This window comes from Streptomyces sp. NPDC004610, assembly GCF_040609715.1.
Lineage (GTDB): Bacteria > Actinomycetota > Actinomycetes > Streptomycetales > Streptomycetaceae > Streptomyces.
The window spans coordinates 67,332-90,070 of the sequence record NZ_JBEXLA010000018.1 but is presented as its reverse complement, the minus strand read 5'-3'; the positions used below and the strand labels follow the sequence as shown (position 1 = coordinate 90,070).

Below are 22,739 nucleotides of genomic sequence, written 5' to 3'. Positions count from 1 at the left end.
CCCAGGTTCCCCGGGGGTAAGGCCCCCGGTGGGTCACTCACCCCGGGTGAACGTGCGCCGGTACTCGCTCGGGGTCGTGCCCAGGATGCGATGGAAATGCAGCCGCAGATTGGCGCCGGTACCCAGGCCGACATCGGCGGCGATCCGCTCGACGTTCCGCTGTGAACGTTCCAGCAGCTCACGGGCCAGATCGATACGGGCGCGCATGACCCACTCCATCGGCGTGTACCCGGTGTCCTCGACAAAGCGCCGCGAGAAGGTGCGCGGCGACACCGCGGCATGCCGGGCGAGGTGTTCCAGGGTGAGGGGCTCGCCCAGCCGGTGCAGCGCCCACTCCCGGGTGGCGGCGAACCGCTCACCCAGCGGCTCGGGCACACTGCGCGGCACGTACTGCGCCTGCCCGCCGCTGCGGTAGGGGGCCGCGACCAGGCGCCGGGCCGCGTGATTCGACGCGGCCACCCCGAGATCGCCGCGCAGGATGTGCAGGCACAGGTCGATCCCCGACGCCGCACCGGCCGAGGTCAGCACGCTGCCCTCGTCCACGAACAGCACGTTCTCGTCGACCCGGACCAGCGGATGCTTCTCCGCGAGCGCCCGCGCGTAGTGCCAGTGCGTCGTGGCACGTCGGCCGTCGAGCAGGCCCGTCGCGGCGAGCGCGAAGGCCCCCGTGGAGATGGCGGCGAGCCGCGCACCCCGCTCATGGGCGGCGATCAGCGCGTCGACCACGGCCGGCGGCGGATCGTCACGGCCCGGGAACCGGTAACCGGGCACGAAGACGATATCGGCCCACGCGAGCGCGTCGAGGCCGTGGGCGACGGCGTACGACAGACCGTCGCCGCCGGTGACGAGACCGGGCGCGGCCCCGCACACCCGCACCTCGTACGGCATGCTCGCGCGGGTCGTGAAGACCTGCGCGGGGATGCCGACATCGAGCGGCTTCGCACCCTCCAGCACGAGGACGGCGACGCGATGCAGACGGGAGGCTGACACAGGTGAGAGGTTACGTGGGGCGGGGAGGCACGCAGGCCCACGGCACGGTGGGTTCGGTGGGACAGGGGGATAGGAGGAAAGGGGGATAAGGGGCCAGGGGATAGGGTTCGATGGGAGGTGCGGGGGAGTGAGTTTCCGGCTTGCGGCCTACGCCGTGTGTATCGAGGGTGGCAGCGTGCTGCTGGCCCGTCATGTGCCGCCGATGGGGGAGAGCACCTGGACCCTTCCGGGTGGCAGGGTGGAGCATGCGGAGGACCCCTATGACGCGGTGATCCGCGAAGTCGCCGAGGAGACGGGCTGCGACGCGGTGGTCGAGCGGCTGCTGGGAGTGGACTCCCGGGTGATCCCGGCCGCCGAACGCGCTGTCCCCGGCGGACCGGAGCATCAGAACGTGGGTGTCTTCTACCAGGTGCGTATCACCGGCGGTCAGTTGCGCCCGGAGCCGGACGGTGAGATCTCCGAGTCGGTCTGGACCCCGCTGTCCGAAGTCGCCCGCCTGCGCCGGTCGTCGCTGGTCGACATCGGCCTCACCATGGCCCGGTCGCTTCCCTTGACCGGGCATGTCGCCCCCGTCCCGGTCGGCGGGCTGATCCAGCACTGAGCGAAGCGGTCGTCCGCAGTAAGCGCACGGCACTCAGTGATGTCCCGGTGCGCGGCGCCACCAGCGGGGTAACTGGTCCCGAACCTGCCGTACATAGGTGTCGGTGTCTTGGGCCGTCGTGGACGCCGATGTCCTTGATGAGGTCGTGGTCCCGGCAGAGCGGGAGCCCGAAGCGGAGCCGGGCCAGCAGCCGCAAGGGCAGGTCCCACAGCCGGGCCGCGTCCGCGGGATCGACGGCGTAGGGGCGACGCCGTCGAAGTCGACCGGGGCCCGCAGGTGGGCGCCGGAGGAGACCACCATGTCGACACGTGTCGAAGTATGCGCCGGTGATCGTCTTGCGCGGGGGAGCGGAGTGGCCCGCACGAGGTCGCCGACCGGCAGGGGTAAGAAGACATGGAGACCGGACACTGGTCAGCGCTCCGGGCGGGCCCGCTCAGCGAGCCATCCAGCGGTCCATCTCCCGCACCCGGGCCTCCAACGCGGCGACGACGTCAGCCTGCCCGCCCCGGGGACCGCCGGGAACCTGCACGTCCCACCGGGCACCACCACCCGCCTGCCCCTGCCCCTGCCCCTGATGCTGCTCCTGCTCCTGCTCCTGCCCTTGACCCTGACCGGCCCCGGGCTCCGGCATCTCCACTCCGATCCCCGCCCGCCGCGCGAGCGCCACCGCCGTCGCCACGAACCCTTCGGAGAGTGCGAGGATCACGGCGTGTTCCGTCCGGCAGTGCCGGGCGACCAGGCCGCGTACGAAGTCCCCGTACACGGCCGGATCGACCTCAAGTGTGTCCGGATCGCCCCAGTGCCTGCCCTGGCCGATGCCCGAGGGCAGCCTGAGTTCGCCCTCGAAGACCTCGATCTGCCGGAGGAAGAGGCGCCCGGCGCCGTTCGACGGATTCCACAGCGTCTCGTCACCCATGTCGAAGTACATGCTCATCGCCGTTCCCCCCTGCTCAGCCGCCCCGGCAGAGAGTAGAAGACGGGGGAGCGGAGGACACCCGAGTAAATCCGCCCCTGGGAGGGCCGAAGCCCCCCCACACCGGCACCGGCATGAGCCTTCCGCCCCCGCCCCGTCGGCTTCAGCGGGCCGGGGTGAAAGTGTCCCGTGCCCAGTCGGCGAAACTGGTCCACGCGATCCGGGGATGCGCCGCGTGCAGGGCGGGGAGGTCGACGCGGTAGCCCGGCCCGTTGAGGAACGTCCACATGGCGTGCATGTCCGGGTTGCCGATGGCCTCCAGCGGGTACCGCTCGTGCCGTACCGGTCGGGCCAGTGCCGTGCCCAGCGCGGCGGCCATCTGCGCGGGGGTGGGCGCGTCGCCGGCCAGCTCGATACGGCGGCCGGTGTAGCGGGCCGGGTCGAGCAGGACCTCGGCCGCGAAAGCACCCAGATCGGCGCGGTGCAACTGCTGCAAGGGCCTGTCGGACGGCAGCGGCAGATCGAGTGCGCCGTCGGCGATGCGCTGGGCTCCACCGAGGGCGTTGTCGAAGAAGTAGGTGGGCCCCAGGATCGTGTACTGCACCTCACCGGCCGTCAGCTCGGCCTCGATACGGGCCTTGCTGTCGAAGTGCGGCACCCCGCTGTCCTGGTCGGCCCCGGCCACCGAACTGAACACCAGATGCGGTACGCGCCGTGCTCCGGCGGCACCCAGGATCGCCCGGCCCTGCGCCACCTCCGCCTCCATCCCGGCCTCGAAGGGAGTGGTGAAGGCGAACACCGCCGCCACCCCGTCCATCGCCGCGGCCAGGGACCCGCGATCATCGAGCGAACCCGCGACGACGTCCACGCCCAGGTCGGCCAGCCGCTGAGCGGAGCCCTTGCGCGGGTCGCGAACCATGCCCCTGACTCGGGCCCCGCGCGCCAGCAGCGCGCCGGTCACGGCCCCGCCCTGTCCGCCGGTCGCACCCAGCACCAGGATCGGCTGATCAGTCATCAAGAAGCTCCTCACCACAGGACCCGGACCTCCGGGCAACGTCCGGACCCGGTCGGCCGCCCGGACCGAAGACTCCGGGTACAGACATGATCCACACCTCGGCGCGACCGACGGCACAGGCCGCCCTCCCGTGTCCGCACGGTGTCAGAGCGGGAGCCGCCGCCCTGTCCCCGCAGCGCACTACTTCTGTGTGGTGAGTGTCCGCCGTGGGTGGCGTGGATAGAGTGGGGATATGTCCACAGAATTGGTGACTGAGCGATTGATCCTCCGGCCGTGGCGCATCGAGGATGCCGAAGAGGCGCTCGCCATCTACGGGGATTCAGGGGTCTCGCGCTGGCTGAGTCCGGCGATGGACCTCGTGCCGGATGTCGGTGCCATGCGGCTGGTGCTCCAGCAGTGGATCGGGGAGGACAACCGGCTGGTGTGGCCCGCAGGGCGGTGGGCCGTCGAACTGCGCGACGACCACCGTCTCATCGGCGGCGCCGTGCTGCTGCCGCTGCCGCCCCGGGGCGATGACATGGAGGTGGGATGGCAGTTGCTGCCCAGCGCCTGGGGGCACGGCTACGCCACGGAGGCGGGCCTCGCCGTCGCCAAGTGGGCGGTCGAGGAAGGGCTCGACGAGATCCTCGCGGTGGTCCGGCCCGCCAACAAACGCGGCGAGGCCACCATCCGCCGGATCGGTATGGAGTGGGTCGGCGAGACGGACAAGTACTACGGCACGAGGCTCCAGGTCTTCCGCCTCCGGGCGAGCGACCTCACGGCCCGCTCACCGCACCCCTGAGCCGACCGAACCTGCACAGCGCGCTGCCCACGGCCTTCAAGCCCCACCCCTGAACCACTCCTGAACCACCCCTGAACCACGCCTGCACCACCCCAACCTGCCCAGCGCTCCCCACCGCCCCCAAGCCCCACCCCTGAACCACCCGCCCCCACCCCCCTCCAGCCCTCAGGCCGTCCCCAAACACGCCGCGCCGATCAGTCCCGACTCCGGACCGAGCGCCGCCGTCAGCAGAGGCGGCGCGTCGGGACGGCCCGCCCCGCGTTCGGCGTAGGCCGACTCCATGGCCGACCGCACCGGACCCGGCGCCGTCCCGAGGCCGCCGCCGAGAACGATCGCGGCGGGGTCCAGCAGCCGTACGACCATGGCGAGTACGGTGCCCAGGGCCGCCCCCGCACTGGCCAGGACCTGCGCCGAGACCGGGTCGCCGCGTTCCGCCAGCGCGGTCACCTCGCGGGCGCCCGGGGTGATGGCCCCGCCGAGCGCGGTGCGCCGATCGCCGATGCCGCGTCCCGAGCAGTACTGCTCCAGGGTGCCCCGCCAGCCGGGGTCGACCGACGAGGGGACCTCGAACTCGCCCAGCGCGATGGCCTCACCGCGCCGCCCCGCCACCGGGGTTCCACCGACGACGAGCGTGGAGGAGAGCCCGGTGCCGAGGGAGACATAGAGGAAGTCCGTCAGGCCCGCCCCGGCGCCGTGGCGGGCCTCGCCGAGCGCGCCGCAGCGTACGTCGGAGCCCACCGCGACCGGGATTCCGGGCAGTTCATGGCTCAGCAGCTTCCGGGGCTGGATGTCCCAGGCGAGTACTTCACGGCTGGTCAGGCGGCCGTCCTCGGTGACGTACTCGGGGAAACCGGCGCCGAGCGCCACGACGGTCAGTCCGTGCCGCCCGGCCTCCGTCAGCAGGGCCCGCGCGGCGGCCACGGTGCCGGCCAGGCCGGGGTCACGCAACCGGCCCTCGACGGCCGTCGGCCGCTCCTCGCGGTGCAGGACCGTGCCGTCGGGGGCCACCAGACCCGCGGCGATCTTGGTTCCGCCGACATCCAGGGCGGCGGTGACTTCGGTCATGCTCACCCTCGTCGTAGTGCTCACAGGTCCTCATCCTTCATGCGCGCGCTTCCCACGCGGCTCTGGTACGGGACGCCGGTCCCGCCGACCGGTCGCGGACGTCAGTCCACCGACCGGTGCAGCGTCGCCTCGAAGCGGTAGGCGTCCCCCCGGTACACCGCGCGGCCCAGCAGTACCGGGGCGTCCTGCTGATCGCAGGTGATCTCCTCGCCGACCAGCACCGGAGCGCCGACGGGCAGCCGCAGCAGGTCGGCGACCGAGGGGTCGGCGCCGATCGCCTGGGCCGTGTAGGTGCTGCGCATCACCCGGATCCCGGCGACCTCCTCCAGCGCGGCGAAGAGCGACCGGTCGGTGAGGTCGGCGGTCTCCAGGCCGGGGGCCCGTGACCGGATCAGGACCGTGGTGTCGACACAGACGGGCACCTCGTCGAGCCCGCGGACCCGGGAGATCTCCAGGACCTCGGAGGCGGGGGCCACCCTGAGGCGGGCGGACTCGTCGTAGGTCGCCGGGCGCACCGTGCGGTGCAACAACTGGGCCGTGGGGCGCAGTCCGCGCTCGCGTGCGATGTCGGTGAAGCTCCGAAGGAGGCTCGGGGGCTCGCTCACCACATCCGTCGAGACGAACCAGCCGCGCTGGGCGGAGGCGTGGATCCGTCCCTCGGATTCGAGAGTGGCCAGGGCCAGCCGCAGGCTGTTGCGGCTCACTCCGACCCGGGCGGCCAGGGCGCGCTCGCCCGGCAGGCGGCTCCCGGGTACCCAGACGCGGCGGTCGAGGAGCTGTACCAGCTCGTGGTGGGCGAGTTGAACGGCAGGGCCCGCGGCCGACGGGGTGTCGTATTCGGTCACGACAGGAAAGTACCAGAGCAACCAGTCGCTGGACCAGATATCAATCTGGTACAAACACTGGACTATCTGGTCTGATCTGCTGCATGATCCGAGCAGCACCGAGGAACACCGAGGGGCCGGAATCTCACGTTCCCTTTCGGTTGCCGTCCCCCTCGCGGGGTGCCGCTCCCGTTTCCGGGCGCCGCACCCGTCGTGGGGGCCGCCATCCGTCGTGGGGACCGCTATCCGTCCGGGGCCGCGTGCGTCCCGGAGTCGGGTCGCGTGCGTCCCGGAGTCGGGTCGCGTGCGTCCCGGAGTCGGGTCGCATCCGCGCAGCCACCCCGGGGGCTCCCGCCCTCCGGCCCTCCGTGCCGCCGCCTCCATCCGCAGAGCCAAGGAAGTCCCGATGTCGATGCCGACGCCCGTCAGCTCGCCGGTCCGCCTCGCCGTGATCGGCGCGGGAACCATCACCCAGTCGGTGCACCTGCCCGCCGTCCGGCGCCTGGGCGCCCTCTTCGAGCTGGCCGCGGTGTGCGACCTCTCGCCCTCCCGGGCCGCACAGGTCGCCGCCGGGGCCGGAGCGGGCGTCCGCGCCACCCATGACTACGGGACGGTCCTCGCCGACCCCGGCATCGACGCCGTACTCCTCGCCACCCCCGGCACCCACGCCCAGGCCGCCCGCGCCGCCCTGGAGGCCGGCAAGCACGTACTCGCCGAGAAGCCGCTCGCCCTCACCGTCGCCGAGGCCGAGGAACTGGGCGCGCTCGCCGCGGCCAGGGGCCTCGTCCTCCAGGTCGGCTACATGAAGATGTACGACCCGCTGACCGAGGTCGCCGCCGCCGAGCTGGCCGCTCTCGACACCCCGCGCACCGTCCGCGTCACCGTGCTCCACCCGGCCGACGAGCCCCAGGTCGCCCATCTGCGCATGGCCCGGCCCGCCGACGACGCCGACCCGACCGTGGTCCAGGAGGCACTGGCTTACGAGGCGGAGCGCACCGTCGAGGCCCTCGGCGAGGTCCCCGCCGCGCTGGCGGGCTACTACCGCGATGTCCTCAACGGCTCCGTCATCCACGAACTGTCCGTGCTGCGCGCCCTCGGCTTCACCCTGCCCACCGCGTTCGACTCCGCCGAGCTGTGGCCCTGGCCCGTCGAGGGCGAACCGCCGTGCCTGCTGGCCACCGGCGACCTGGGCGGCGGCGCCCGGCTGGTCCTCAACTGGAACTGGCTGCCCGACCACCCCGAGTACGGCGAGGAGATCGCGGTACTGGCCCGCGACGGACGCCTCCGCCTGGACATGGCGGCCCCCTACCTGGTCGATGTCCGCAGCTCACTGCGGGTGGAGCGGGCCGAGAACGGCGTCCGCCGCGATGCCACCGTGACCTCCGGTTACGACACCGGATTCGTCCGCCAGCTGGAAGAGTTCGCCGCCTCCGTGCGCGACGGCGCCCCGGTCCGCTCCGGCGCGGCCGGCGCCGCCGAGGACATCCGCTGCCTCCAGGCCCTGCTCGCCGCGCTCGCGGCCCGCGACGGCGTGAAGGTCGGCGGCGAGGCGGCCGGAGAGGAGAACGGCAAGTGACCACCGACCCCCGGCCCACCGCCAACGGGACCACCGCCCCCCGGGCCGTCGACCCCCAGACCGCAGCCCCCCGGACCACCGTCAACCGGCCCACCACCCCGCAGCCCACGACCCCCCAGCCCACCACCCGCCCGAGGCTCGGCAACGCCCCCGTCAGCTACGGCGTCTACGGCGAAGGCGCGGGCGGCTCCGGCGCCTCCGGCGACGCCCTGCTCGCGTCGATGGCCGAGGCCGGCTACGAGGGCAGCGAACTCGGCCCGCCCGGCTTCTTCGGCACCCCCGAGGAGACCGCCGCCCTCTTCGACCGGCACGGCCTGGCCGCCGTCGGTGCCTACATCCCCGTCCACTACGCCCTCGGCGACGACATCGTCGCGTACGACATGCGGCGCATGGAGCAGACCTGCCGCGAGCTGGCCGCCTGTGCCGAGCGGTCCGGTGAGCAGCCCCTCGCGATCCTCGCCGACGAGGGCAGTCAGGCCCTGCTGGAGAACCCGGCCCGCGCCTGGGACGACCGGTCCCTCGCCCTGGACGAGTCCGGCTGGCAACGGCTGGCCCGGCTCTCCGCCCGCGCGGTCGAGCTGGCCGCCTCGTACGGGCTGCGGACCTCCTTCCACCCGCACATCTCCACCTATGTCGAATCGCCCTGGGAGGTCGACCGGCTGCTGGAGCTGACCGAGGTCGGGCTGACCCTGGACATCGCGCACCTCCAGCTCGCCGGGGGCGACCCGGTGGACTGTCTGCGGCGGTGGCGCGAGCGCATCAACCATGTGCATGTGAAGGATGTCGACCTGGACGTCCTGCGGCGGGCCAAGGCCGAGGGACGCAAGGACTTCGACATCTGGTGGGCGGATGTCTGCGTGCCCTTCGGCAAGGGCGATGTGGACATCGACGCCTTCCTCGCCGAGCTGCTGCGCGGTGGCTACCGCGACTGGCTGCTGGTGGAGCAGGACCGCGCCCCGACGCCCGCCGACCTCTACCCCCGGGTGGCCGCCGAACAGAGCGCCAACCGCGCCTGGCTCGCGGCCAAGGTCGCCGCACACTCCTGAGCCGCACGCGCCGGAGCCCCCCCCCGCCGGAGCCCCGCCACGCCAGCCCCCCACCCCCTGACCCCCCCATCTGCACTTCACCCCTGTCTCCCGGCCCGCAACGGTGCGGGCCCCGGAAGTCGGAGCACCCATGAAGAAGCCGCGTTGGAGCCTGGCCGCGGGCGTCGCCCTGACGGCCCTGCTGGCAAGCGCCTGCAGTGTCCCCGGAGCGGGCGGCCCGGCCGCCTCCTCCGGGATCCAGGGCCCCCGTATCACCGACCGCGTCACCCCCGAGGATGTCGCGGCACTGGGTGACACCACCCTGCGCGTCCTCGCCGACGCCGGTGAGGAGGGCACCCTCAAGAAGCTCGTCCCGCTGTACGAGAAGAAGTACCCGAACGTCACCGTCGACGTCACCACCAAGGGCTTCGACGATCTGATGAAGACCGTCGTGAACTCGATGTCCGGCTCCGACGCGCCCGACCTCGCCCAGGGCAACCAGGGCTACGGCACCGACGGCCCCCTGGTCGAGGCCGGACTGCTGCGCCCGCTGGACGACGTCATGCGCACCTACGGCTGGGAGAACACCTTCACCGACGGCGCCCTCAAGCAGTACCGCTGGTCGCAGGACGGCTCGCTCTTCGGCTCGGGCAGCCTCTACGGCATCAGCCCGGCCACCGAGTACGTCGGCGTCTTCTACAACACCGAGATCCTCGACGAGCTGGGCATCGAGCCCCCCGAGACCTACGAGGAGTTCACCCGGGCCCTGGACAAGGCCAAGGAGGCCGGCACCCAGCCCCTCATGCTGGGCAACGCCGAGAAGTACCCGGCCAGCCAGGTCATCGGCCTCGTCCAGGCGCAGAACGTGCCCAGCCGCGACGTCCGCTCCTGGATCAGCGGCGTGCCCGGCGCCACCATCGCCGACCAGGGCACCGAGGACGCCGCCAGGACCGTCCAGAACTGGGCGAAGGACGGCTACTTCGGCAAGGGCTACGACGGCATCAGCTCCGACGACGCCGTAGCCAAGTTCAGCCAGGGCCAGGGCGCCTTCCTGGTCGCCGGCTCCTGGAACGCGCCCACCCTCCAGGAGTCCATGAAGGGCGAGGTCGGTTTCACCCTCCCCGCCCGCGCCGACGGCACCCGCGCCTCGGTCGGCTCCCTCGGCCTCGGCTGGCATATCTCGGCCAACTCCAAGAACACCGAGGCCGCCGTCGCCTTCCTCGACCTGCTGATGAGCGAGGAGTTCGCCCAGACCATCGCCGACGTGGGCCGCACCCCCGTCACCGGCGGCACCGGCGTCAAGGCCGCCAGCCCCGTCGTCGAGCAGGTCAACGACATCGGGCTGAAGCTCCTCGCCGACGACGGCCAGAACTTCTATCTGGACTGGGCCTCCACCACCATGTACGACACCGTCGGCGCCACCACCCAGGACCTGCTCTCCGGACGCATCACCCCGGCCGGCTTCACCCAGGGCCTCCAGAAGGACTGGCAGGCGTTCGCCGACAAGCAGCGGGCCGCCGCCCAGGCCGACGCCGAGGACAACTCGTGAGCAGCCCCACCGCACCCGCCACCCGGACCGGCACCGGCACCGGCACCGGGACCGGCACCGGCTCCGGGACGGCGAAGACGCCCGAGCGCCCCACGACCGGAGGAAAGGGCGTGCGCGCCTGGGCCGCCCGCCAGTACTGGCCCGCCTTCCTCTACCTGGCGCCCGCCGCCCTCTTCTACTTCCTCTTCGTGCTGCGCCCGCTCGGCCAGACCGCCTGGGTCTCGCTGTTCCACTGGGACGGCATCACCCTGGGCCGCTGGGCCGGACTCGACAACTACACCGCCCTGTTCACCGACGGCCGGATCCCCGCGGCGATGGCCCACTCCCTGGTCTTCGTCGTCTTCTACTCCTTCTTCCCGGTGGCCATCGGCCTGGCCCTGGCCGGACTGATGTCCCGGATCAAGGTCCGCGGCCTCACCTTCTTCCGCGCCGTCCTCTTCCTCCCCCAGATCCTCGCCACCGTCGTCGTCGCGGTCTCCTGGCGCTGGGTGTACGACATCGACGGCCCGCTCAACGCGATCCTGCGCGCCGTCGGCCTCGACTCCCTGGCCCGCGCCTGGCTCGGCGACTACTCCACCGCCCTGCCTTCGGTCGGACTCATCGGCACCTGGGTGATGTTCGGCCTGTGCATGGTGCTGTTCCTGGCCGGGGTGCAGAAGATCCCGGTGGAACTGTACGAGTCGGCCCGCCTCGACGGCTGCGGCCCCATCCGGGAGTTCTTCACCGTCACCCTGCCCGCCCTGCGCGGCGAGTGCGCGGTCGCCCTGGTGCTCACCGTCACCTACGCCCTGCGCAACTTCGACCTGGTGTGGAACACCACCGCCGGTGGCCCCGGCTCCTCCACCACGGTCCCCAGCGTCTTCATTTACCAGGGAGCGTTCCTCACCCGCGAGGTCGGCGCCGCCTCCGCGATCTCCATCTGCCTGACCGCGGTCGTCCTCGTCGTCACCGCCCTCATCATGCGCCTGGTGCGCGGGAAGGAGAGCTGACGGATGATCACCACCAGCAGCCGCCGCCAGAGCGTCATCGGCCACGCCATCCTGTGCGTCGCCGCGCTCCTCGCGCTCTATCCGTTCCTGTCCGTCGTCCTGCTCGCCCTGAGCGAGCCGGGCAGCCGCCACAGCGGCTTCTCCCTCCCCACATCCATCAGCTTCGACAACTTCGCCGAGGCCTGGGACCGGGGGCTCTCCGCCCAGCCGCTGATCTCCAGCCTGCTGGTCGCCACCGTCGTCGTGGTCGTCACGATCCTGCTGGCCGTGCTCGCGGGCTACGCCTTCGCGGTCTTCCCCTTCCCCCTCAAGGGCCTGCTGCTGGTCCTGCTCCTGGCCGGGCTGGTCATGCCCTACGAGGCGACCGTCATCCCGCTCTACCACCAGCTCAAGTCCTGGGACCTGATCAACACCTACTGGGCGCTGATCCTCCCGCAGATCGGCCTCTCCCTGCCGTTCGCGATCTTCTGGATGCGGACCTTCTTCGACTCCACCCCGCCCGCCCTGCGCGAGGCCGCCTCCGTCGACGGTGCCTCCAAATTCCGGACCCTGCGCTCGATCCTGCTGCCGATGTCGATCCCCGCCATCGGCACCCTCGCCACCCTGCTCTTCCTCTTCGCCTGGAACGAGTTCCTGCTGGCGCTCGTCCTCGTCCCGGACAACGAGAGCGTGCAGACCGCACCGCTCGCCCTGTCGTTCTTCGCGGGCAACCGCCGCAACAGCGACCCCGGCGTCACCGCCGCCGCGGCCGTCCTGGTCGCGCTTCCCGTGCTCATCAGCTACATCGCCCTCCAGCGCCGCATGATCAGCGGCATGCTCGCCGGGGCCGTGAAGGAGTAACACCGTGTCAGCCACCCTGTCCCCGCGCGTCTTCGAGGGCCCCGACGCCCTCGGCGAGACCCTCGCCCACGAGATCGCCGACGGCATCGCCGAGGCTGGCCGCGCCGGACACCGCTACGTCCTGGGCTGCCCCGGCGGACGCAGCCCCAAGCCGGTCTACGACGCCCTCGCCGTCCTCACCGCCGAGCGCGGACTCGACCTGCGCCATGTCGTGATCGCCATGATGGACGAGTACGTCGTCCCCGCCCCCGGCGGCGGCTACCAGGACGTCCCCCACCGCGCCCACAACAGCTGCCACCGCTTCGCCGACGAGGAGATCGTCGCCCCGCTGAACGCCGCCGCCGGACCCGGCCGCGGCATCCCGGCGGACGCCGTCTGGTTCCCGCACCCGGCCGACCCCGCCGCCTACGAGGAGCAGCTGGTCGGGGCGGGCGGCGTGGACCTCTTCATCCTCGCCTCCGGCGCCTCCGACGGGCACATCGCGTTCAACCCGCCCGGCTCCCCCGAGGACAGCGGCAGCCGCGTCACCGAACTCGCCGACACCACCCGCGAGGACAACCTCGCCACCTTCCCCGGCTTCGCCTCCCTCGACGAGGTCCCGCACCACGGGGTCACCGTCGGCGTCCGCACCATCGTCACCCACTCCCGCCGCGCCGTCATGGTGGTGCACGGCGACCACAAGCGCGAGGCCGTCCGCCGCCTCACCAACGCCACCGGCTACGACCCGTCCTGGCCGGCCACCCTCGTCACCCAGTGCAAGGACCCGGCCCTGTACGTGGACCGTGCCGCCGCGGGCCCGCCCCAGGCCCCGGACCCGCAGGGTGACGGTGCCGCCGCCGGATCCCGGCGGGACCCGGCCCCGCTGGCCGACCGTGCCGCCGCGGCCCCGCCCCAGGCCCCCGCCCCGCAGGCCGACCATGCCGCCGCCCCATCCCGCCAGGCCCCCGCCCCGCCCGTCGACCGCACCCCCGCCGCCTCCCACCAGGCCCCCGCCCCGCCCGTCGGCCGCGAGGCCCCCGGCGCCCCCCGGGACCCGGCATGACCTACGACCTGATGACGCTCGGCCGGGTCGGTGTGGACCTCTACCCCGAGCAGACCGGCATCGGGCTCGCCGAGGTGCGGACCTTCGCCAAGTACCTGGGCGGCAGCGCCACCAATGTCGCGGTCGCCGCCGCCCGGCACGGACTGCGCTCCTCGGTCACCACCGGCGTCGGCGACGACCCCCTCGGCGGCTTCGTCCGCTCCGCGCTGCGCGGCTTCGGCGTGGACGACCGGCATGTGGTCACCGTTCCCGGCGCGCAGACCCCCGTCGTGCTCTGCGAGATCTTCCCGCCGGACACCTTCCCCCTCTACTTCTACCGGCCCGACGCCCCCGATCTGCGGATCACCCCCGGTCAGCTGGACACCGCCGCCCTGCACCGCGCCAGGGTCGTCTGGATCACCGGCAGCGCCCTGTCCGCGCAGCCCTCGCGCGACACCACCCTGAGGGCCGTCGCCGACCGGGCACCCGGCACCGACACGGTCTTCGACCTGGACTGGCGCCCCATGTTCTGGAGCGACCCGGCCGACGCCCCGGCCCACTACGCCCGCGCCCTCGCGCACTGCACCGTCGCGGTCGGCAACCGGGACGAGGTCGAGGTGGCCGTCGGCACCCGCGACCCCGACCGGGCCGCCGATCTGCTGCTGGAACGCGGGGTGCGTCTCGCCGTCGTCAAACAGGGGCCCGCCGGGGTCCTGGCGCGGACCGCCACCGAGAGCGTGGTCCTGCCGCCGGTCCCGGTCGAGGTCGTCAACGGACTCGGCGCGGGCGACGCCTTCGGCGGGGCGCTGGTGGCCGGGCTGGTGGCCGGACTGCCCCTGGCCCGGATGCTGGAGAACGCCAACGCCGCCGGCGCGATCGTCGCCTCCCGCCACTCCTGCGCGGACGCCATGCCCACCCCCGAGGAGATCGACCGGCTGCTGGCCGGCCGCCGTACCAGCCCTGGAGCACCGCAGTGAGCACCACGCCCCGCCCCGTCGCCGCCGATGCCGGCGCGGTGGCGCGCATCCGGCTGACCGACCCGGACGCCATCCGCCGGGCCGCCGCCGCCCGCCCCCGGTTCGACCCGGCGCGGCTCGCCCGGCCGCTGTTCATCCTGGCCGCCGACCACCCGGCGCGCGGCGCGGTCGCGGCCGGCGGCGACCCCACGGCCATGGGGGACCGGCATGAACTCCTGGCCCGCTGCCTGGAGGCCCTCTCCCGGCCCGGCGTCGACGGCTTCCTCGGCACCGCCGACCTGGTCGAGGACCTGATGCTGCTCGGCGCGCTCGACGGGAAACTGGTGCTGGGCTCCATGAACCGCGGCGGCCTGCCCGGCGCCTCCTTCGAACTCGACGACCGCTTCGGCGGCTACGACGCCCGCGGCATCGCCGAAGGCGGCCTCGACGGCGGCAAGATACTGCTCCGCATCGACCCCGCCGACCCCGGCACCGCGGGCACCCTCACCGGCACCGCCCAGGCCGTCAACGAACTCGCCGAACGGCGGCTGACGGCCCTGGTCGAGCCGTTCCGGTCGGTGCGCGAGGACGGCCGGGTCCGCAACATCCTGGAGCCCGACGCCCAGATCTGGGCCAACAACATCGCCCAGGGCCTGGGCCGCACCTCCGCCCACACCTGGCTGAAGGTGCCGGTGGTGGACGACATGGAGCGCATGATGGCCTCCACCACCCTGCCGACCCTGCTCCTCGGCGGCGAGGGCGGCGGCGACCCCGACGCCATGTACGCCTCCTGGCGCGACGCCCTGCGCATCGAGCACGTCCGCGGTCTGATCATCGGCCGCACCATGCTCTTCCCGCCGGACGGCGATGTGTCCGGCGCCATCGACACGGCGGTCGCCCTGCTCGGCCGGGACGAGGCCCCCCGATGACCCGCCGCCCCCTCCACCTGCCCGCCGGAGCGACGGCCACCGACGCCTTCGCCCTCACCATCACCCCCGAGACCGCCGGCTGGACCTACGCCTCCCTCCGCGTCCTGGAACTCGCCCCCGGCGAGACGGCACGGTTCACCACCGGCGACAGCGAGTGCGTCGTCCTGCCCCTGACCGGCGCCTGCCGCGTCACCGCCGACGGCCACACCGTCGAACTCACCGGCCGCCCCGATGTGTTCACCCGGGTCACCGACTTCGCGTACGCCCCGCGCGACGCCCAGGTCACCGTCCACTCGGCGGGCGGCGGCCGGTTCGCCCTGCCCGCCGCCCGCTGCGCACGACGCCTGGACCCGGCGTACGGACCGGCCGGGAACGTCCCCGTGGAGACCCGGGGCGCCGGGAACGCCACCCGCCAGGTCAACAACTTCGCCTCCCCCGAGGGCTTCCCCTGCGACCGGCTGGTCGCGGTGGAGGTCCTCACCCCCGACGGCAACTGGTCCTCGTACCCCCCGCACAAGCACGACGAGCGGGGCGAGGGTGAGGCCGTGCTCGAAGAGATCTACTACTTCGAACTCGGCTCGACGGGCGGTGGCCCCGGCGCCGCGCCCCTCGGCTACCAGCGGGTGTACGCGGACGGTGTGGACGTCCTCGCGGAGGTCCGCCACGGTGACGCGGTCCTGGTGCCCCGCGGCTACCACGGCCCCTCGATGGCCGCCCCCGGCTACCCGATGTACTACCTCAACGTCCTCGCGGGCCCGCACCCCGAGCGGACCATGGCCTGCGGCGACGACCCCGCCCACCACTGGGTACGCGCCTCCTGGGAGGGCATGGCCACCGACCCGCGCGTCCCCCTGTGCGACCCGGAGGGCCCCCGATGACCACCCCCCGCCCGACCCGGCGCCTCACCACCGCCCAGGCCCTCGTGTCGTTCCTGTCCCGCCAGTACACCGAGCGCGACGGCGTCGAACACCGCCTGATCGAGGGCTGCTTCGGCATCTTCGGCCACGGCAATGTCGCCGGCGTCGGACAGGCACTGCTCCAGCAGCCCGACGACCTGACCTACTACCAGTCGCGCAACGAGCAGGCCATGGTGCACGCCGCCGTCGCCTTCGCCCGCACCCGCCGCCGTCTGTCCACCCTCGCCTGCACCACCTCGGTCGGCCCCGGCGCCACCAACATGGTCACCGGCGCCGCCCTGGCCACCATCAACCGCCTGCCCGTCCTGCTCCTCCCCGGCGACACCTTCGCCACCCGGTCCGCGAGCCCCCTCCTCCAGGAACTGGAGCTGCCGTACGCCGCCGACATCACCGTCAACGACGTCTTCCGCCCCGTCTCCCGCTTCTTCGACCGGATCTGGCGCCCCGAGCAACTGCTCTCCGCCGCGACCCAGGCGATGCGCGTCCTGACCGACCCGGCCGAGACCGGCGCGGTCACCCTCTGCCTGCCGCAGGACGTCCAGGCCGAGGCATGGGACTTCCCCGAGGAGTTCTTCGCCCGGCGGGTGTGGCACGTGGGCCGCCCGGCCCCCGAGGACCGCGCGCTGACGGCGGCCGTACGACTGCTCCGCGACGCCGAGCGCCCCCTGATCGTGGCGGGCGGAGGGGTGATCCACTCCGACGCGAGCGACGCCCTGGCCCGGTTCGCCGCCGTCACCGGCATCCCGGTCGCCGTGACCCAGGCGGGCAAGGCGGCCCTGCCCCACGGTCACCCGGCCGCGGCGGGCGGCATCGGCCACACCGGCAGCCCGTCCGCGAACACCCTGGCCCGCGAGGCGGACGTGGTCCTCGGCATCGGCACCCGCTGGCAGGACTTCACCACCGCGTCCCGGACCCTCTTCACCGACCCGGACGTCCGCTTCATCAACCTCAACATCACCTCCTTCGACGCCGCCAAGCAGTCCGCGCTGATGCTCCAGGCCGACGCCCGTACCGGCATCGAGTCCCTGCACCGCGCCCTGACCGGCCACACCACCCCCGCCGCCCACCGCGCACGGGCCGGCCGGCTGATCCATGACTGGAACGACCGGACCACCGCCGCCTTCACCCGCCGCAACACCCCGCTGCCCGCCCAGAGCGAGATCCTCGGTGCGATCCGCGACGCCATGGCCGACCATGACGTGGTCATCAGCGCCGCCGGCTCCCTCCCCGGCGACCTGCACAAACTCTGGCGCCCCACGGACCCGCTCGGCTACCACGTCGAGTACGGCTACTCCTGCATGGGCTACGAGATCGCGGGCGGCCTCGGTGTGAAGATGGCCGCCCCGGACCGCCAGGCGGTCGTCCTGGTCGGCGACGGCTCGTATCTGATGATGGCCCAGGAGATCGCCACGGCGGTCGCCGAGAACCTCAAACTGGTCATCGTGCTGGTGGAGAACCGCGGCTACGCCTCCATCGGCGCGCTCTCCGAGTCCCTCGGCTCCGAGCGCTTCGGCACCCGCTACCGCTACCGGGACGAGGCCACCGGCCGCCACGAGGGCGGGGACCTGCCGGTCGACCTGGCCGCGAACGCGGCGAGCCTGGGCGCGGACGTCCTCCGCGCCACGGGCATCGACGCCTTCCGCGCGGCCTTCACCCGGGCCCTCGCCGCCGAACGCACCACGGTCGTCCACATCGAGACCGACCCCCTGGCCGCCTCGCCCTCCTCGCAGGCATGGTGGGAGGTACCGGTGGCCGAGGTGTCGACGCTTGCCTCGACAACGGCGGCGCGCGACGGCTACGAGCAGGAGAAGGAGGCCCAGAGGCCGCTGCTGCGCCCGGTGGACTGAGACAGACCGGCGTCGCCGCCGATGAGGCGGCCCTCACTCCCCATGGGAGCAGCGGAGCTGACATGGCATCGGGGTGGCCCGGCGTCGCCGTAGCACGGACCGGACCGCACATGCTCCGACCCGGCCGACCCGTCCGCCCGCGTCACTAGAGTTCGGCCATGAGTGAAGACGGCGTTCCCACGACCCCCTCCGAGCCGGATCCCTCGGGGACGGGAGGGTCATGGACGGATCTGCGATGGCTGGTGAACGCTGATCCACAGCGGGTTCTGGAGGTGCCGGTTCCCGGTGCGGAGCTGGTGGCGGCGGTCTACCGGGCGTCGCTGGACATCCACCGGGACGCGCCGCCCTGGGTGCGGCGGCAGTTGCTGGCCCTGGACGTGGCCCGGTACGGGGACCGGGAGTTGTCGCAGCGGCTCGCCGCCGTGCCCGTGGCGGACGCGGACCCGGAGCCGTGGCGGGTGCGGTGGTCCACCGGCACGCGGGAAGACCCGTACTCCCGGATCAACCCGTCAGGTCACACCGGCGGGGTGAAGGCGGTGGTGACCGCCCTCCTGGACGGCCGACGAGTCGTGGTCTCCGGTAGCGACGACCAGTCGGTGCGGGTGCGGGACCTCGACACCGGCCGCCCCGTCGGCGAACCCATGAGCGGCAGCGACGGCAGGGTGTGGGCGGTGGCGACGGAGGAGGTGGACGGCCGCCCGCACGCCGTCACGGCCGGTGACTGGGCGGTCCGGGTGTGGGACCTGACCACCCGGCGGCGGACCGCCGAACTGCCCGGCATCAGCGGTGAGGTGTGGTGCGTGGGCACGGCCGTCGTCCGGGGCCGTCCGTGTGCGCTGGCCAGTGACGACGACACAGCCGTGCGGATCTGGGATCTGGCCGGTGGCGAACAGATCGGCGAGCTGACCGGGCACGACGACTTCCTGATGGCCGTCGAGACCTGGGTGGTCGAGGGCAGGCCCCACGCGGTCGCCTGTATGAGCGGCGGCGCGGTCTGGACCTGGGATCTGACCACCGGACAACCGGTCGGAGAGCCACTGGCGGGCCACGACGGCGAGGCGTGGGCGCTCGCGACAGCCGTCGTCGGCGGCCGGCCCCACGCGATCACGGCGGGCCACGACGCCACCGTGCGCGTCTGGGACCTGGCCACGGGACGGGAGACCGGCAGGCTGGCCGGTCACGAAGGCACCGTGTCCGCGGTGGCGACCACGGTCATCGGCGGCGACGTGCGGATCGTCACCGGCGGCTCCGATGGAACGGTGTGCCTGTGGGACCCCGCCACCGGACGGCAGATCGGCCGGGAACTGGTCTTCCCCGCCCCCGTCCACACCCTCACCGTCACCCCGCACGGCACCCTCGTCACCGGCTTCGGCAACGACATCGCCGCCCTCACCCCGGCCCCACCGGACCCGGAACCGCCGACGCCCTGACCGAACAGTCCGCCGGTTCCGCAGCTCACCCGGCCTGCGCGCCGCCGCGATCTGCCCCTCCGGGCAAGGAGGTCCGGGCGAGCGGGCACGCCGCGCACCGCCGTCCCGGCCGATGATCGGGCCCCGCTACCCTGACCGCGTGAACGGTACGGATGAGGCCCAACGCCCGGCCGACTGGCGCGTTCTCGTCGTCGGGGGCGCCTCGGGGATGGGGAAGACCGGTGTCAGCCGGGCACTGGCCCGGCGCTACGACGTCCCCGTGGTGGAGGTCGATGACATCGTGGAGGCGCTCCTCGCGGTCACCCGGCCCGAGCACCTCCCCGAGGTCCACATCTGGCGCACCCGGCCGGAGGCCGCCCATGAGGCGCCCGAGTCGGTGGCCGAGCGACAGCTCGCGATCGCCGAAGTGCTGGCACCGGCGGTGGAGGCGGTGGTGGCCAACCATGTCGGCACCGACACCCCGGTGATCCTGGAGGGCGACTACATCCTCCCGTCGCCGGTGACGCCCGACGGCCGGGTCCGTGCCGTCTTGCTCCACGAGGACGACGAGGCACGGGTCACCGCCAACTATCTGCGCCGAGAGCCCGAATCCGGACCCCAGCGCCACCGCGCACGGGTCAGCGTGCTCTACGGCCGCACGCTCGCCGCGCGGGCACGGGCGGCCGGAGTTCCGGTGATCGCGCCGCGCCCCTGGGAGGATCTGGCGGACCGTGTCGCCGGGACGGTCCTGGACGACCCGGCGCCGGACGAGGCCTGACACCCTCGGGGCGCCCCACTCGCCGAGGTGCCCCGGTCGGCCACTCGGCCGGGCGATCGAGCGAGGGCCGGTCCTGCCCCCGCTCCCCGATCCCGCCCCCGAGGCACCGCTCCTCGGCCGACCTGCTTTCCTGACTCTGCTGACTGACGGGCGGGCAGGCGGGCACACCGCGCGCCCGCCACCACACGGCCGACGTAACTGATCTTTGCCGGTTGTTCATCCGGCCACTCCGTCGGCACTTGTCCGTAAGTGGCACGATCCGGCGCTGTAATGACTGTATGGGAGGGGAACGATGTCCCAGAAGAGAACGTATGCCGCGCTCACGGTGCTGTCCCTGGCAGCGGGGACGCTGGCCGGAGGGGGCGTGGCGAGCGCGGAGCAGCGCGCGGGGGCGGCCCACGGTGCGAAGCCGACGGCGTTCGAGCGCACCGCGACCTACCCGGTCTTCCAGAACCGGCCCACCGGCGAGGACCCGGCCGCCGAGACCGTGGCGGAGATATCGACGGTCAGTGAGGACGGCCGCACCCTCGTCTACACCGACGGCGTGGCCCGGCGGATCGGCTTCCTCGACATCGCCGACCCCGACCGCCCGCGCGGCCTGGGCACCCTCTCGCTCGCCGAGCTGGGCAACGCCGAGGACGAGCCGACGTCCGTCTCCGTGGTCGGCCAGTACGTCCTGGTCGTGGTGAACACCAGCGAGAGCTACACCAGCCCCTCCGGGCGGCTCGACGTGATCTCGCTGCGCGACCGCAAGCGCGTCGCCACCTTCGACCTCGGTGGCCAGCCCGACTCGATCACGATCAGCAAGGACAAGCGGTACGCCGCGATCGCGATGGAGAACGAGCGCGACGAGGAGGCCACCCCGCCCGGCGCGGAGGAGGGCGACCTGCCGCAGGCGCCCGGCGGATTCGTCCAGATCATCGACCTCAAGTCGGCCTCGTCGCCGGGGAGCTGGCGGCTGCGGCCGGTGCCGCTGACGCGGGGCGACGGCAGTGCGCTGCCCGCGCTCGCCGCCGCCGGTATCGCCGCGCCGACGGACCCGGAGCCGGAGTACGTCTCGGTCAACAGCCGCAACCAGCTCGTCGTCACGCTCCAGGAGAACAACGGCATCGTCCTCATCGACCTGCCGACCGGCCGGGTCACCAAGGCGTTCAGCGCGGGCACGGCGTCCGTGGCCGGGATCGACACCGTCGAGGACGGCACGATCGACCTGACCGGCTCGATCACCGATGTGCCGCGCGAGCCCGACGCCGTCGGCTGGATCGACGACCGCTATCTGGCCACCGCCAACGAGGGCGACTGGAAGGGCGGCACCCGGGGCTGGACCGTCTTCGACAGCCGCACCGGGGACGTCGTCTGGGACGCGGGCAACAGCTTCGAGCGGCTGGCCGTGGAGCATGGCCTGTTCAACGAGGACCGCTCCGAGAACAAGGGATCTGAGCCGGAGGGCCTCGCCATCGCCGAGTACGACGGCGTCCGCTACGCCTTCGTCGGCTCCGAGCGCAGCAACTTCGTTGCCGTGTACGACATCAGCCGCCCGACCCGCCCGGTCTTCCGCCAGCTCCTGCCCACCACCAACGGCCCCGAGGGCCTGCTGCCGATCCCGTCGCGTGACCTGCTCGCCGTCTCCAGCGAGGTGGACGACGCCGGGGCGGGCGTCCGGTCCTCCGTCAGCCTCTTCGAGCTGGGCAAGGACACACCCGACTTCCCCGCCATCGTCTCGGCCGACGACTCCGACGGCACACCCATCGGCTGGGGTGCGCTGGGCGCGCTGTCGGCGGTACCGGGCCGGTCGCAGCAGCTGTACTCCGTCACCGACGCGGCCTACACACCCACCCGGATCCTCACCGTCGACACCGCCCGCGAGCCGGCGCTCATCACCAGGGCGCTGACCGTGAAGGACGCCCAGGGCAAGCCGGTCGGCCATGACGCGGAGGGCATCTTCGCCCGGCCGCAGGGCGGCTACTGGCTCGCCGTCGAGGGCAAGACCGGGCCCGGCAACCAACTGGTCCGACTCGACCGCGACGGGGTGACCCGGCAGACCGTGTCCCTGCCCGCCGAGGTCGCGGCGGGCCTCGGCAGCCAGGGCGTCGAGGGTGTCACCGGCACCACCGACCGCAACGGCCGCGAGATCCTGTGGGTCGCCCTCCAGCGCGAGGTGAAGACCGACCCGGCGGGCACCGTCCGCCTCGGCCGCTATGACGTCGAGGCCGGCACCTGGAGCTTCTTCGGCTACCGCCTCGGCTCCACCACCACACCGGGGGACTGGATCGGCCTCTCCGAGATCACCGTCGTCGGGGACAAGCTCGCCGTCATCGAGCGCGACAAACTGAGCGGCCCGGCCGCCAGGATCAAGCGGATCTACACGGTCGACCTGCCGAAGTCGGCCGCACAGCCCGGCTCCCTGCCGGTACTGCCCAAGAAGCTCGCCTACGACGTCCTGCCCGAGCTGCGCGAGACCAACGGCTGGACGCAGGAGAAGCTGGAAGGGCTGACGGTGGCCGGAAACGGCGAGGTGTACGCCGTGACCGACAACGACGGCCTGGACGACGCCACCGGCGAGACCGTCTTCCTCGATCTCGGCTCCAGCAAGAAGATCTTCGGCCACCGCGGCTGACGCCCACCGCCGCCCGCGTGCCCCGGTCGCTCCCGCCGACCGGGGCACACGCGCGTCCCCGTCCTGAGCACGGCGACGGCCCCTCCTCCACCTGACC

General features: G+C 72.9%; 20 protein-coding genes. 15 read left to right on the top strand and 5 right to left on the bottom strand.

Going from position 1 to position 22,739, the window contains the following annotated elements; genetic code table 11:
* Positions 1-33: 33 nt before the first annotated feature.
* Complete coding sequence (locus ABZX40_RS21130) at positions 34-990, bottom strand: helix-turn-helix domain-containing protein (protein WP_355740267.1); 957 nt, start codon at positions 988-990, stop codon at positions 34-36.
* A gap of 127 nt (positions 991-1,117) precedes the next feature.
* On the opposite strand from ABZX40_RS21130, the gene ABZX40_RS21125 reads away from it, so the two are divergent.
* Positions 1,118-1,591 carry an NUDIX domain-containing protein gene (locus ABZX40_RS21125; protein WP_355740269.1) on the top strand — a complete coding sequence of 158 codons (474 nt, stop codon included), beginning with the start codon at positions 1,118-1,120 and terminating at the stop codon, positions 1,589-1,591.
* A 433-nt stretch (positions 1,592-2,024) separates the two neighbouring features.
* Here ABZX40_RS21125 and ABZX40_RS21120 read toward each other — a convergent pair whose 3' ends face one another.
* Complete coding sequence (locus ABZX40_RS21120; RefSeq protein ID WP_355740271.1) at positions 2,025-2,525, bottom strand: DUF6086 family protein; 501 nt, start codon at positions 2,523-2,525, stop codon at positions 2,025-2,027.
* 142 nt (positions 2,526-2,667) lie between these two features.
* Complete coding sequence (locus ABZX40_RS21115; protein ID WP_355740273.1) at positions 2,668-3,519, bottom strand: NmrA/HSCARG family protein; 852 nt, start codon at positions 3,517-3,519, stop codon at positions 2,668-2,670.
* Positions 3,520-3,751: 232 nt separating this feature from the next.
* Between ABZX40_RS21115 and ABZX40_RS21110 the strand changes: the two genes are divergently transcribed.
* On the top strand, positions 3,752-4,300 hold the full coding sequence (locus ABZX40_RS21110; protein WP_355740275.1) for a GNAT family N-acetyltransferase: 549 nt from the start codon (positions 3,752-3,754) through the stop codon (positions 4,298-4,300).
* A 165-nt stretch (positions 4,301-4,465) separates the two neighbouring features.
* On the opposite strand, the gene ABZX40_RS21105 is transcribed toward ABZX40_RS21110, so the two are convergent.
* Both ABZX40_RS21105 and ABZX40_RS21100 read right to left on the bottom strand, forming a co-directional pair.
* Complete coding sequence (locus ABZX40_RS21105; protein WP_355740277.1) at positions 4,466-5,365, bottom strand: ROK family protein; 900 nt, start codon at positions 5,363-5,365, stop codon at positions 4,466-4,468.
* Between the two features lie 101 nt (positions 5,366-5,466).
* Positions 5,467-6,210 carry a GntR family transcriptional regulator gene (locus ABZX40_RS21100; protein WP_355740279.1) on the bottom strand — a complete coding sequence of 248 codons (744 nt, stop codon included), beginning with the start codon at positions 6,208-6,210 and terminating at the stop codon, positions 5,467-5,469.
* A gap of 385 nt (positions 6,211-6,595) precedes the next feature.
* Here ABZX40_RS21100 and ABZX40_RS21095 point away from each other — a divergent pair, with 385 nt between their 5' ends.
* The 13 genes from ABZX40_RS21095 (at position 6,596) to ABZX40_RS21035 (ending at position 22,642) form a co-directional block, all read left to right on the top strand.
* Complete coding sequence (locus tag ABZX40_RS21095; protein ID WP_355740281.1) at positions 6,596-7,765, top strand: Gfo/Idh/MocA family oxidoreductase; 1,170 nt, start codon at positions 6,596-6,598, stop codon at positions 7,763-7,765.
* Positions 7,762-8,811 carry a sugar phosphate isomerase/epimerase gene (locus tag ABZX40_RS21090; RefSeq protein ID WP_355740283.1) on the top strand — a complete coding sequence of 350 codons (1,050 nt, stop codon included), beginning with the start codon at positions 7,762-7,764 and terminating at the stop codon, positions 8,809-8,811. Before ABZX40_RS21095 ends, ABZX40_RS21090 begins: the two co-directional genes overlap by 4 nt.
* Before the next feature lie 130 nt (positions 8,812-8,941).
* Positions 8,942-10,339: an extracellular solute-binding protein gene (locus ABZX40_RS21085; protein WP_355740285.1), complete on the top strand. Its 1,398-nt coding sequence runs from the start codon at positions 8,942-8,944 to the stop codon at positions 10,337-10,339.
* Positions 10,336-11,328, top strand: coding sequence for a sugar ABC transporter permease (locus tag ABZX40_RS21080; protein ID WP_355740287.1), 993 nt, complete (start codon positions 10,336-10,338; stop codon positions 11,326-11,328). Before ABZX40_RS21085 ends, ABZX40_RS21080 begins: the two co-directional genes overlap by 4 nt.
* A gap of 3 nt (positions 11,329-11,331) precedes the next feature.
* Positions 11,332-12,168 carry a carbohydrate ABC transporter permease gene (locus ABZX40_RS21075; protein WP_355740289.1) on the top strand — a complete coding sequence of 279 codons (837 nt, stop codon included), beginning with the start codon at positions 11,332-11,334 and terminating at the stop codon, positions 12,166-12,168.
* 4 nt (positions 12,169-12,172) lie between these two features.
* Positions 12,173-13,210, top strand: coding sequence for a 6-phosphogluconolactonase (locus tag ABZX40_RS21070; protein ID WP_355740291.1), 1,038 nt, complete (start codon positions 12,173-12,175; stop codon positions 13,208-13,210).
* Positions 13,207-14,166, top strand: a complete 960-nt coding sequence (iolC, locus tag ABZX40_RS21065; RefSeq protein WP_355740293.1) for a 5-dehydro-2-deoxygluconokinase — start codon at positions 13,207-13,209, stop codon at positions 14,164-14,166. Before ABZX40_RS21070 ends, iolC begins: the two co-directional genes overlap by 4 nt.
* On the top strand, positions 14,163-15,074 hold the full coding sequence (locus tag ABZX40_RS21060) for a deoxyribose-phosphate aldolase (RefSeq protein ID WP_355740295.1): 912 nt from the start codon (positions 14,163-14,165) through the stop codon (positions 15,072-15,074). The genes iolC and ABZX40_RS21060 overlap by 4 nt, the downstream gene beginning before the upstream one ends.
* Entirely contained in the window at positions 15,071-15,952 is an 882-nt protein-coding gene (gene iolB, locus ABZX40_RS21055; RefSeq protein WP_355740297.1) for a 5-deoxy-glucuronate isomerase, read from the top strand. Before ABZX40_RS21060 ends, iolB begins: the two co-directional genes overlap by 4 nt.
* Entirely contained in the window at positions 15,949-17,838 is a 1,890-nt protein-coding gene (iolD, locus tag ABZX40_RS21050; protein WP_355740299.1) for a 3D-(3,5/4)-trihydroxycyclohexane-1,2-dione acylhydrolase (decyclizing), read from the top strand. Before iolB ends, iolD begins: the two co-directional genes overlap by 4 nt.
* 158 nt (positions 17,839-17,996) lie before the next feature.
* A complete protein-coding gene (locus ABZX40_RS21045) occupies positions 17,997-19,268 on the top strand; it encodes a hypothetical protein (RefSeq protein ID WP_355740301.1) in 1,272 nt (423 codons plus the stop codon).
* A 139-nt stretch (positions 19,269-19,407) separates the two neighbouring features.
* Positions 19,408-20,025, top strand: coding sequence for a hypothetical protein (locus ABZX40_RS21040; protein ID WP_355740303.1), 618 nt, complete (start codon positions 19,408-19,410; stop codon positions 20,023-20,025).
* Between the two features lie 292 nt (positions 20,026-20,317).
* Positions 20,318-22,642 carry an esterase-like activity of phytase family protein gene (locus ABZX40_RS21035; protein ID WP_355740305.1) on the top strand — a complete coding sequence of 775 codons (2,325 nt, stop codon included), beginning with the start codon at positions 20,318-20,320 and terminating at the stop codon, positions 22,640-22,642.
* Positions 22,643-22,739 lie beyond the last annotated feature (97 nt).

Bases quoted from the DNA above. Each gene is read 5' to 3' on its own strand.
- ABZX40_RS21105 (WP_355740277.1), bottom strand. From the start codon at position 5,365: ATGACCGAAGTCACCGCCGCCCTGGATGTCGGCGGAACCAAGATCGCC.
- ABZX40_RS21075 (WP_355740289.1), top strand. From the start codon at position 11,332: ATGATCACCACCAGCAGCCGCCGCCAGAGCGTCATCGGCCACGCCATC.
- ABZX40_RS21110 (WP_355740275.1), top strand. From the start codon at position 3,752: ATGTCCACAGAATTGGTGACTGAGCGATTGATCCTCCGGCCGTGGCGC.
- ABZX40_RS21120 (WP_355740271.1), bottom strand. From the start codon at position 2,525: ATGAGCATGTACTTCGACATGGGTGACGAGACGCTGTGGAATCCGTCG.
- iolD (WP_355740299.1), top strand. From the start codon at position 15,949: ATGACCACCCCCCGCCCGACCCGGCGCCTCACCACCGCCCAGGCCCTC.
- ABZX40_RS21035 (WP_355740305.1), top strand. From the start codon at position 20,318: ATGTCCCAGAAGAGAACGTATGCCGCGCTCACGGTGCTGTCCCTGGCA.
- ABZX40_RS21115 (WP_355740273.1), bottom strand. From the start codon at position 3,519: ATGACTGATCAGCCGATCCTGGTGCTGGGTGCGACCGGCGGACAGGGC.
- iolC (WP_355740293.1), top strand. From the start codon at position 13,207: ATGACCTACGACCTGATGACGCTCGGCCGGGTCGGTGTGGACCTCTAC.
- ABZX40_RS21095 (WP_355740281.1), top strand. From the start codon at position 6,596: ATGTCGATGCCGACGCCCGTCAGCTCGCCGGTCCGCCTCGCCGTGATC.
- iolB (WP_355740297.1), top strand. From the start codon at position 15,071: ATGACCCGCCGCCCCCTCCACCTGCCCGCCGGAGCGACGGCCACCGAC.
- ABZX40_RS21085 (WP_355740285.1), top strand. From the start codon at position 8,942: ATGAAGAAGCCGCGTTGGAGCCTGGCCGCGGGCGTCGCCCTGACGGCC.
- ABZX40_RS21045 (WP_355740301.1), top strand. From the start codon at position 17,997: ATGAGTGAAGACGGCGTTCCCACGACCCCCTCCGAGCCGGATCCCTCG.